General features: G+C 62.6%; 9 protein-coding genes and 1 pseudogene. 5 read left to right on the top strand and 5 right to left on the bottom strand.

The genetic code is table 11. The annotated features are described in order from the left end of the window. From Q7L05_RS15605 to Q7L05_RS15595, 3 genes are all read right to left on the bottom strand, one after another. Window positions 1–1,002 (bottom strand): ammonium transporter (locus Q7L05_RS15605; protein ID WP_303908814.1); only part of this gene is annotated, 1,002 nt, incomplete at its 3' end. Window positions 1,003–1,015: 13 nt separating this feature from the next. Further along, window positions 1,016–1,354: a P-II family nitrogen regulator gene (gene glnK / locus Q7L05_RS15600; protein ID WP_303908806.1), complete on the bottom strand. Its 339-nt coding sequence runs from the start codon at window positions 1,352–1,354 to the stop codon at window positions 1,016–1,018. Between the two features lie 63 nt (window positions 1,355–1,417). After that, entirely contained in the window at window positions 1,418–2,143 is a 726-nt protein-coding gene (locus tag Q7L05_RS15595) for a TorF family putative porin (RefSeq protein WP_303908803.1), read from the bottom strand. A gap of 282 nt (window positions 2,144–2,425) precedes the next feature. Here Q7L05_RS15595 and ubiK point away from each other — a divergent pair, with 282 nt between their 5' ends. From ubiK to Q7L05_RS15570, 4 genes and pseudogenes are all read left to right on the top strand, one after another. Then, a complete protein-coding gene (gene ubiK, locus Q7L05_RS15590) occupies window positions 2,426–2,692 on the top strand; it encodes a ubiquinone biosynthesis accessory factor UbiK (protein WP_303908798.1) in 267 nt (88 codons plus the stop codon). Window positions 2,693–2,761: 69 nt separating this feature from the next. Further along, complete coding sequence (locus tag Q7L05_RS15585; RefSeq protein ID WP_303908795.1) at window positions 2,762–3,157, top strand: DoxX family protein; 396 nt, start codon at window positions 2,762–2,764, stop codon at window positions 3,155–3,157. A gap of 169 nt (window positions 3,158–3,326) precedes the next feature. Next, window positions 3,327–4,777: pseudogene (locus tag Q7L05_RS17460) on the top strand (complex I subunit 4 family protein). Then, window positions 4,774–5,322 (top strand): putative inorganic carbon transporter subunit DabA, encoded by a 549-nt coding sequence (locus tag Q7L05_RS15570; protein WP_303908789.1) that lies wholly within the window; start codon window positions 4,774–4,776, stop codon window positions 5,320–5,322. The pseudogene Q7L05_RS17460 and the gene Q7L05_RS15570 overlap by 4 nt, the downstream one beginning before the upstream one ends. A gap of 265 nt (window positions 5,323–5,587) precedes the next feature. On the opposite strand, the gene Q7L05_RS15565 is transcribed toward Q7L05_RS15570, so the two are convergent. Continuing rightward, window positions 5,588–7,321 carry a SulP family inorganic anion transporter gene (locus tag Q7L05_RS15565; RefSeq protein WP_303908787.1) on the bottom strand — a complete coding sequence of 578 codons (1,734 nt, stop codon included), beginning with the start codon at window positions 7,319–7,321 and terminating at the stop codon, window positions 5,588–5,590. Window positions 7,322–7,690: 369 nt separating this feature from the next. On the opposite strand from Q7L05_RS15565, the gene Q7L05_RS15560 reads away from it, so the two are divergent. Continuing rightward, window positions 7,691–9,583, top strand: coding sequence for an SLC13 family permease (locus tag Q7L05_RS15560; protein ID WP_317623145.1), 1,893 nt, complete (start codon window positions 7,691–7,693; stop codon window positions 9,581–9,583). A 4-nt stretch (window positions 9,584–9,587) separates the two neighbouring features. On the opposite strand, the gene Q7L05_RS15555 is transcribed toward Q7L05_RS15560, so the two are convergent. After that, window positions 9,588–11,137, bottom strand: a 1,550-nt coding sequence (locus Q7L05_RS15555; protein ID WP_303908784.1) for a M48 family metallopeptidase, incomplete at its 5' end; no start/stop codon positions are given.

Genomic DNA, 11,137 nt, shown 5'->3' with positions numbered 1-11,137 from the left:
GGAGATGGCACCGACCGGGGCGTCGATCTTCAGCTTGTCGAGAGTGACGATGGAGGGCACCACCAGCACGCCGCCGATACAGCCGATGAAGGTTGCGGCCAGGGCGCCCGGGGTCAACGGTTCGGCCGTGATCGCCACCAGGCCGGCCAGGGCCCCATTGAGGGCCATGGTCAGGTCGGCCTTGCCGAACAGCAGGCGGGCGGCAATCAAAGCGGCCACCACACCGCCGGCAGCGGCCATGTTGGTGTTGACGAAGATCATCGATACGGCATTGGCTTCGGCCACGTTGGAGAGCATCAGTTCGGAACCGCCGTTGAAGCCGAACCAGCCCATCCAGAGGATGAAGGTACCCAGGGTGGCCAGCGGCAGGTTGGCACCGGGAATGGCATTCACTTCGCCGTGTTCACCGTACTTGCCCCGGCGCGCACCGAGCAGCAGGACACCCGCCAGAGCCGCCGTGGCGCCGGTCAGGTGCACCACGCCGGAGCCGGCGAAGTCCAGAAAGCCAAGGCCGTCGAGGAAGCCGCCGCCCCATTTCCAGAAGCCCTGCACCGGGTAGATGAAACCGGTCATCACCACCGCGAAGGCGAGAAAGGTCCACAGCTTCATGCGCTCCGCGACCGCACCCGAAACGATGGACATGGCAGTGGCGACGAATACTACCTGGAAGAAGAAGTCGGACATATTCGAGTAGTACGGCGCACCCTCACCACCGGCCAGCACCGCTTCGGTGGCATTATCACCGCCGAGCAGGAAGCTGAGGCCCGGAATCACCGAATTGATGCCGTCGCCGTACATGATGTTGTAGCCGACCAGCATGTACATGATGCTGGCGATGGCATACAGGGCGATATTCTTGGTAAGGATTTCGGCGGTGTTCTTCGCACGCACGAGGCCCGCCTCGAGCATGGAAAAGCCGGCCGCCATCCACATGACCAGAACCCCCGACATCAGGAAATAGAAGGTATCGAGCGCATAGGCCAACTCTTTTACAGCATCCATCATTCAATCCTCTTCACAAAGCTTCCGGGCCGGTCTCGCCGGTGCGGATGCGGACGGCCTGTTCGAGATCGGAGACGAAAATCTTGCCGTCACCGATCTTGCCCGTATTGGCGGCACTGCTGACGGCCTCAATGACCTGGTCGACCAGGTCATCACCCACCGCCGCCTCGACTTTCACCTTGGGCAGAAAGTCCACCACGTACTCCGCACCGCGATAGAGCTCGGTGTGGCCCTTCTGTCGTCCGAAACCCTTCACTTCGGTGACGGTGATCCCCTGCACGCCGATATCCGACAGGGCCTCACGCACGTCATCCAGCTTGAAGGGCTTGATGATTGCGGTTACCAGTTTCATGAGTTATCCCTCTTTCGGTTGCGCCCGCACGAAGGGACGGACGCGGTCACATGTTCACTGCGATTAAAACGTTTTGGCCCAGGAGACGCTGACGCGCGGGTCGTCGTTATCCTTGCCGTTGGTGGTTCCGTCCAGGTCGTTTTTGTCGAGGGCGAGAGCAAAGTCACCCATTTCGCCAGCTGATTTCGAGAGGGCGATCTGGTAGTGGCTGTAATCGAGAGCGGCACCATCTACATCGTCGTCCTCGAAGGTATATTGGCCCATGGTCACACTAAGGCCGAAGTCCTCGGGAAGCGCGAAGTCGGCGGCCGCGTAGTAATAAAGATCACCATCGATGAAGGATTCGGCCGTACCCGGCTCGTCATCTACATCACTGGACACGGTGTAGGCCAGCCCGGCCGAAAAATTGGCGAAGCTGCCGCTCAGGTAGAGCTCGGTAAAGTCGGCATCATCGGCCAGGGGGTACATGTAGCGATTGAGGCCGAAGTCGTAGCCGAAATCGCCCGCCTCTCCAGCGTAGCCGAGGTAGAGATCCTGCTCATACTCGTTGTTGTCGCCTTCGCCGCCAAAGTCGACAGTAGAGACCCAGGTTCCGGCGTAGACCCCGGACTCGAGCCCATAATCGACGCCACCGGAGACGGCTGTACCGTCGTCGCTCTGAGTGACACCACGCCAGATGTAGTTGCTGGTGGCACCGATATTGGCGGAGAGTTCGGCCGTGGCCGCGCTGCTGCCCAGGGCGACGGCGGTGACCGAAGCGGCGATTAATGTCTTTTGAAACTGGTTCATATCTACTTCTCCCAGGAATGGTTTGCCTTCACCCTTTCCGTTTGCATCAGGCGTGCCATCTCCCTGAAAGACGGGAAACACAAAGCGTTACATGACCACAGGGTTTGTTTACCCGTCATCTTCGCACCAAAGCGAATGGGACGGAGCGCGCGATGCACTATTTCGGTGCGGAGCAGACGGGCGGGAAACGAATGCCTTACACTAGTGGTTCATGCGGAAAATAGTGTGACACTCAGAGCCCCCGCATGGAGCACGATGTAAAAACCACTGGGGAGATGAGCAATGGATACCCGATTTATCGACGATTTGGCCCGGAGACTGACGCAAGCCCTGCCACAGGGCGTCCGCGAACTGCAGAGCGATCTGGAGAAGAATTTCCGCGCCGTGCTCCAATCCAGTTTCGCCAAACTGGATCTGGTGACCCGCGAGGAGTTCGAGGTGCAGACGCAGGTGCTGGCCCGGACCCGCAGCAAGCTGGAGGCCCTCGAAAAGCGCGTCGCGGAGATGGAGAACCCGGCCTCGAGCGAGTCCGGGGAAGCCGGCCAGTAAAAAGCCCCCCAAGCCTCGTAGCCCGCACCTTCGACTACGCTTGAAGGACAAGACATCAGAGGGATACCGATGCGGGACAATCTGAGCGACGACGTCGGCAAACTCGTACTTCGCCTGACCCTTGGCATTCTCATCCTGCTGCACGGTATCTCGAAGATAACCGGCGGCATCGCACCCATTGAACAGATGGCGGAAGGCGCGGGGCTGCCCGGCTTTATGGCCTACGGCACCTACCTCGGGGAGGTACTGGGGCCGATTCTGCTGTTGATCGGGTGGTATGCACGAGTCGGAGCCGGGCTGATTGCCATCAACATGCTGTTCGCCTTTGCTCTCGCCCACCGGCACGAACTGCTGGACATGACCGATGTCGGCGGCTGGGCCCTCGAGCTGCAGGGCATGTTTCTGTTTACCGCCATCGCACTGGTCTTGACCGGTCCGGGGCGGCTGAGCGTAAATCAGCGCTAACGGTCGATAAACGGCGTGGAACCCCGACCTCCTGCTCGACCGGCAGCGAGGTAAACCGCTGCACCTGCTTTTCAGCCCCCCGGTTTCCGTTAGAATCCGGCGTTTGCCCGCCCCCGATCGGGGCGCCCCGGGCCTCGCGCGCCGGACTACCTGCAACGGCTCCTGATTGATGTCGTGGTTGAGTCTACTTCTGCTACTGCCCCTGGCGGGATCGATTGCGATCGCCCTGCTGCCGGGCAATTCCCCGCGCGTGATTCGCTGGGTAGGTATTGCCACGGCGGCAATCACTGCGGCCTATGCGTGGGGGCTGCTGTCGGTCTTCGACCCGGAGTTGGCCGGTGCGCAGTTGCTGGAGTCCCATCGCTGGAACCCCCGGCTGGGCACCAGCTTCAGCCTCGGCGTAGATGGATTCTCCTTCCCAATGGTGCTGTTGGCCACCCTGCTGACCCTGGTCGCCGTGCTCGCTTCCAATACCATCCGCGAACGAGTCAGGGCCTATTACGCCCTGCTGCTGCTGGAAGCGGCGATGCTCGGGGTGTTTACCGCCCGCGACTGGTCGCTCTTCTATGTGTTCTGGGAGACCCCCTGTTCTTTCTCATCGACCGCTGGGGGGGGGCACCAATCGCCAGGGGGCGGCGCTCAATTTCGTGCTCTACACGATGGGCGGCTCTGTCTTCCTTCTGGTCTCGCTTCTGGTACTTTACGATGCCGCACCGGGCCACACCTTCGATATGGCAGCCATGGCGGAAGGGGCGCGCTCGCTTCCGGCCGAAACGCAGATTCTGCTATTCCTCGGACTGCTGATCGGATTTGGCGTGAAGATGCCAATCTTTCCGTTACACGGCTGGTTGCCGATCGCTCACGTCGAGGCGTTGAGTCCCCGTCTCCATCCTGCTCTCGGGCATTCTGCTCAAGATGGGTTCCTACGGCCTCATACGAGCGGTGGAGATGCTGCCGCAGGCCGCCCTTTCACTGCAGGGGGTTCTCGCCGGGCTCGGTTTCATCAGTCTTGTTTACGGTGGTGTGCTCGCCTGGCGGCAACGCGACCTCAAGGCGATGATCGCCTACTCCTCGGTCAGCCATATGGGGATGGTCCTGCTCGGCATCGCTGCGCTCAACGTGGCGGGGCTGACCGGTGCGGTGATGCAGATGGTGGCCCACGGCCTGGTGGCCGGCGCCCTGTTCCTGCTCATCGGCCTCCTCTATGAGCGCACCCACACCCGCGACATTGCCGACTACAGCTCGCTGGTGCGGGTTATGCCGCGCTTCGCCTTTTTCACCGTACTCGCCTTCATCGCCGCCGTAGGGATGCCGGGAACCGCCGGATTCATTGCCGAACTGCACGCCATTATCGGTGGCTTCGAGCGCTGGGGCGCCTGGATGGTCCTGCTCAGTATCGGGGTGCTGATCAGCGCCGCCTATGCCCTGCGCACCGTCGGGCGCCTGTTCACCGGCCCGGTGAATCAGCGCATGCAGGGCCTGCCCGATCTCAGCCGGACCGAGCTGACCAGCGCCGGCGCGCTCAGTGCCGGCATGCTGCTCATCGGCATCTTTCCTACACCCGCCCTCACTCTGGTTTCCGCCTCGGTGGACCGGCTCAGCGGGGTATTCATGCCATGAGCGGGACCACGGCAAGCCACCGCCAGCCGGGCGATAACCCCTCGGCCGACATGCACACCCGGCTGGAGGCGCTGATCGCACACCTGGAGCATGTGTTGCCGGCACAGGCGCCGATTCGCGAGTTTGTTCATCACAACACCCTGCACGGCTTCGCCCATCTACCCTTTCGCGAGGCGTTGTCCGAGGCGCGACGGCTGACCGGCGCGCGGGGCTATCTGCCCAACGAGACCTTCCGTGAACTCTACCGGAGCGGCCGCATCACTCGTACCGATCTCGAGGCGGTCATCGCCGAGGCGTCGGCCGGGGAGACGGAGCTGGATGCCGAGGCCGTATTGATCGAGTGTGCCGCCAGACCGGTGCGCTGCCGCGACGTGCTCGTTGCCGGTTTGCTGTATCCCTTCCGGCCGGTAACCGCCTGCCAGCTCAACTGGCAGATCGAGGAGCTGAATGCATTCACCACCTGCCAGTCCGACCTGGCGCCGGCCGCAGCATCGCTTGGACATGATCGGCAAGCACCTCGCCGAGATAGGGCCGGCCCAAATTGAACATACCCCCAGATTGCGGAACGGCTGGATAATGCCGGGAGGCGTATTGGTGGCAACCGGGATATTGATCCGCCCGTCCATACACTTGAGCACCATGATGGCGGTTGGGTGGTTGGCCAGGTAGCGTTCGCGGGCCAGACTCGCCTCGGGAGAACAGAATTGAGCCGAGTGGCGTTGGGGCAGCGCAAACCGCCAGTCGATACGCTCGTCGATGGCCCACGGCTGGCTACTCCACTCCCCTGGCAAGCATCATCATTCGATGCGCTCAGGCCGAAACATCCGTGGACTGCGGTTTCAACGGGCCGAAAGTACCATCTGCATCATCCCGCTTCAGCCATTCGTATATGGCATTGAGCGCCATGGTCTCGGTGGCGTAGATGCAGTCGCGACCGATCGTCTCGTAGAGGCTGGTATGGCGCATCACTTCCAGTACCTGCCGCTTCAGTCCACTGAAGACCAGCGTGACACCGGCGTCCTTCAGCCGCTCCACCAGATGGTGCAGGACTTCCTCGCCGGAGGCGTCGACCTGGTTGATGCCGTCGCCGACGACCAGCACGAACTTCGCCGACGGCTGGCACGAAACCGCTTCCAGAATCGCATCTTCGAAATAGGAAACGTTGGCGAAGTAGAGCGAGCCGTCAAAACGCACAGCGATAATGCGCGGGTCCGTCGGCAACTCCGGGTGGACCTTGAGATCGCGCAGGGTGCCATCACCATAGCGGCCCAGGATTGCCACGCGCGGGCGCATGGTGCGGTAGAGGTAGAGCAGGATCGCGAGAACCGCTCCGACCATGATGCCCTTGTCCAAGTGCGGGGCAAAGCCAAGAGTGGCGACAAAGGTGACGACCGAGGCGGTGCCGTCATGCTTGTTGGCCTGCCAGGCGTGCACAACCGCCCTGAAATTGACGAGCCCAAACACCGCCATCATGATCACCGCGGCCAGCACGGCGCTCGGCAGGTGGTAGAGCAGCGGCGTGAGGAACAGCAGCGTGGTCATCACCACCAAGCCGGTGATGACCGCCGAAAGGCCGGTGCGGGCGCCCGCATTGAGATTGACGGCGGAGCGAGAGAAGGAGCCGCTGGTCGGATAGGACTGGGTGAAACTGCCGAAGATATTGCCCAGGCCCTGGCCAATCAACTCCTGATTGGGGTCGATGTGGTCCTTGGTTTTCGCGGCCATCGCCTTGGCAATGGAGATCGCTTCCATGAAGCCGACCAGCGAGATGACCACGGCGCTGCTGATCAGCGTCCCCAGGACACTCATGTCCAGCACCGGCATGGCGACCGAGGGGAGTCCGGCCGGGATTTCGCCGACCACAGAGCCGCCCATTTCGGCGAAACCGATGAGAAAGCTGACCACCGTGGTGGCCACCACTGCCACCAGCACGCCCGGAAACTTCGGAACCTTCGCCTTCATGTAAAGCATGACGCCGATCGCCGCCAGACCCATGGCCAGGGTCGGCAGATGGGACTCGGGGATCTGTGCCAGTACTGCCAGGACGTCGTTGGCGAAACTCTCGCTGCGCGGCTTGTCGACGCCGAAGATCTTGTTCAATTGCGACAGGCCGATGATGAGCGCGGCGGCGTTGGTGAACCCGACGATGACCGGATGCGAGAGGAAATTCACCACTACCCCCAGCCGCAGCAGGCCCAGCGAGAGCTGGAACAGGCCGACCAGTAGCGCCAGCAGGATGGCGAGGGCGACGAACTGCTCGCTGCCGAGGGTGGCGAACGGCATCAGCGCTGAGGCGGTCAGCAATGAGACCACCGCCACGGGTCCGGTGGCCAGCTGATTGGAAGAGCCCCACAAAGCTGCAATGATGCCGGGCAAAAACGCTGCGTAAAGGCCGTAGTAGGCGGGCAGGCCGGCGAGTTGCGCATAGGCCATCGACTGGGGAATCAGCACCAGGGCGACCGTGATACCGGCAATCAGATCGGCACGCAGATTTTCGCCCGTGATAGGCCACCAGCGAAGAAAGGGGAACAGTTTCTGAATCATGGACTGTACTTTTCTGGTTGATGTCGGAAAAAAGAGAGCCCCGCCAAGGGTGAACCGCTGCGCATTATTACAGATCACTGCCGTTTGGGCGATGTATCCTGTCGACCCAAGCCCACCTGGGGCGGGGGACGGAATTGCGCGCACATGCCCCTGAAGCCGCATCCCACGTTGAACCGGAGGCACCGAATTCATTAGACTGTGCGGATCTTTCCGCCCCGCTCCGTTCACTCCCATCGAGCGATTACCCCCGTCAATCAGGAGATCTTTCCGAAAACCATGAACCCTTCAGTTACGTCGAGCGAGAGCTCCGGAAACAGCAAATCACGTCTGCCCGTAGGCACGCTGGCGGCGGCCGGAATCTTTGCGGTAATGGGGCTGTGGCTTGCCTCGATGGTGCCTACCGTCGAAATCGCCTGGGTGGTGGCGTTTTTGCTCCTCACCATCTATCTGTTCGCTTTCGAGGTCGTCGGCGTGGATGTGACCGCGGCCACCGTGATGGTCCTGCTGGGACTGACCTCTCTGGTCGCGCCGCTGATGGGATTGGAAGAGGGACTGATCGATGCCGCGCAACTCTTCCGGGGTTTCTCCAGTAATGCGGTGATCTCGATCATCGCGGTGATGATTATCGGTGCGGGACTGGACAAGACGGGGCTGATGAGCCGCGTCGCCGGTTTCATCCTCCGGGTCGGCGGCAGCAGCGAGACGCGGGTAATTCCCATCGTCTCCAGCACCGCAGGTGTCATCTCCAGCTTTATGCAGAATGTAGGGGCCGCCGCACTATTCCTGCCGGTGGTCAGCCGCATCTCCGTCCGCACCGGTCTGCCGATGTCCCGGCTGCTGATGCCGATGGGCTTTTGCGCCATCCTCGGCGGCACCCTGACCATGGTCGGCTCCAGCCCGTTGATTCTCCTCAATGACCTCATGCTCACTTCGAACCGGGCGCTCCCGCCCGAGCATCAGATGGAGACCTGGTCGCTGTTTTCAGTGACTCCGGTGGGTCTGGCGCTGATCGCCACGGGCATCCTCTATTTCATTGTTGCCGGCCGCTTTGTACTGCCGGTGACCCGGACCGAGGGGACAAAGGCCACCAACACCATGGGCTACTTCCGCGAGACCTACGGTATCGAGTACGAGCTGTGGGAGGTGGTGGTACCGGCAGAGAGCCCGCTGGTGGGCAAGCTGCTGGATGATGTGGAGGGCCGCTTCAGCATACGCGTCATCGGCGCGCTGCGCGGCAGTGACGACCTGCGCATCGGTCCCGGCGGGCTGGCCCGGGATGTCGGCATCCAGGCGGGCAGCGTGCTGGGCGTCCTCGCCTCTCCGGAGCACACCCGGACGTTTGTGGAGCACTTCCATCTCGATGTGCGCAAGGACCTGGAGACCTTCTCCGAACTGCTCTCTCCCAGCCAGGCCGGTATCGGCGAAGTGGTGCTCCCTCCCGGCTCGTCTTTGGTGGGCAAATCGGCGCGCGACGTGTGGATGCGAAAGACCTACGGCCTCTCCATGGTCGCCCTGAATCGTGGCGGCAAAATCTTCCGTGAAGGGGACGGTATCCGGGATATGCCGCTACAGCCCGGTGACATCCTGGTGGTCCACACCGCCTGGGATGCCCTGGCGCGTTTGGAAAAGGACCGCGATTTCGTGGTGGTCACCACAGAATACCCGCATGAAGAGTCACGGCCGCACAAGGTTGGCTGGGCGTTGGGCTTTTTCGGCATCGCCCTGGGACTGATTCTGTTCAGCGACCTCATGCTCTCGGTGGCACTGCTGACCGGCGCCCTCGGCATGATTTTGTCGAAGGTGCTGAGTATCGAGGAGGCCTATGAGGCCGTCAGTTGGAAAACCGTGTTCCTGCTGGCGAGCCTCATCCCGCTCGGCATGGCGGTGGAGACCAGCGGTACCGCTGCCTGGATTGCCGAACAGACGCTTGTAGTGATGGGCGACATGCCGATCTGGGTTCTCCAACTTGCCATCGCGGTGCTGGCCACCGGCTTCACGCTGGTAATGTCCAATGTGGGCGCCACCGTGCTGCTAGTGCCGCTGGCAGTGAATATCGCAGTCGGTGCCGGCGCCAATCCCGCGGTATTCGCACTCACCGTGGCGATTGCCACCTCCAACTCGTTCCTTATCCCCACCCACCAGGTAAACGCATTGATCATGGGGCCGGGTGGTTACCGCGTCCCCGATTTCATGCGCGCGGGCGGCGTCATGACGGTGCTATTCCTCATCGTCATGACGGTGATGATGAATCTGGTGTACTGACGAATCAACTCAGAGGGATACCGGGCAGTAGCGGCGGCATCGGGGCATCGAGCCGTTCGGCGACGGCACGCAGCAGTTCGCCTTCGGCCACGGTGACCCTGCCGTCGTGGATGACGGCGGCGGCGCAGGCCTGGATCAGTTTCCGTTTGAAACCGGGCGGGCTCTGAATCAGGCGACCGAGTGCCTCGTGCAGCAGGCCGAGCTTGATCCCGCCCTCAGGCGGAGAAAAAGGTCCATCCAGGGGCGCCCGCTCCACGGCCGCCGCAAATGCGGCACGCGCCCGGGCGTCATCGTCCGCTCCCGCCTTCGCCAATGCCCAGAACAGCAGCTCGCAATCGGCCCTGATAATGCGCGGGGCGCGCGAGTGTTTGACGGCGTTCTCCTTTGGCGACAGGCGCCGGCGCAGCGCCGTATCCACCACATATTCAAACAGCGAGACCCGCTCATCGGCACGGATCAGTGCACTCACCGTGGTGAGAAAGGGCTGGCGTTCCGCCTTCGGCAGTTCCGCCAGGGTGGGCAGGGCCAGATCGAGCAGCGGCAGGCGCACGCGCGGCCCGGCCTGTTTCAGCCAGTGGCGATGCGCCTCGGCCCGCGCCAGTGCGCCCCGCTCCGCTGCCAGCGCCTTTCCCTGCTTTTCCCTTGCCGCAGGGTCGTCACTGAGCAGCAGCAGGTATACCACCGCCTTGGCGTTTTCGGCCCGATGCAGATCGTCGGTGACCGACTCCGGGAGCGCCGCTAACAACTCGCGTGCATACTCGAGGTGAGCGGCATCGAGTGTGCCGATGGAATCCGCTATCCGCGCGGGATCGGCGGCAACGGCACTATCGGTCCCGGCAAACCCCGTCCCCGTCCCGCTTGCGCGGACCGTCCCTACGCTGCCGGTTGCGGCCGGTGCGAGACGCGGATCGATACGGCGGATGCGCTCGTCGATCGGCGGGTGGGTGGCGAGCAGGCCGAGAAAGAAATTCAGGCCCTGGCCAAAGAACAGGTGGCTCGCCTCCTCGGCATTGGGGTGCTGCACCAGAGAGTCCTCCACACCGGCTATCTTGCGCAGCGCGCCGCCGATCCCGTCCGGATTGCGGGTAAACTGCACGGCGGCGGCATCGGCGAGATACTCGCGCTGGCGCGACACCGCCGCTTTTATCAAACGGCCGAAGAGGACCCCCAGGAAGCCGACAACCAGCAGCGCGATGCCGAGAACCAGCACGCCACCGGCATTCCTGCCACGGCTGCGGCCCGCCCCGTACAGGATGGCCCGCCCCATCAGGCTCAGCAGCAGAATGCCGTGCAGCACGCCGATAAGACGGAGGTTGAGCCGCATGTCGCCATTGAAAATATGGCTGAACTCGTGCGCGATCACGCCCTGGAGCTCGTCGCGGTCCAGCCGCTCCAGAGTGCCCCGCGTCACGGCCACCGCAGCCTCGTTGGGCGAACTGCCGGCGGCAAAGGCGTTAATGCCGTGCTCCTGGTCGAGCACGACCACCTGCGGCACCGGCACGCCGGAGGCTATCGCCATCTCATCCACCACGTTGAGCAGCCGCCGTTCGAGAG

Origin of the sequence: Thiohalomonas denitrificans, from assembly GCF_016841685.1 — a bacterium.
Lineage (GTDB): Bacteria > Pseudomonadota > Gammaproteobacteria > Thiohalomonadales > Thiohalomonadaceae > Thiohalomonas > Thiohalomonas denitrificans_A.
Note: the sequence above shows the minus strand (reverse complement) of the source record. Positions and strands in the feature narration are given on the sequence as shown.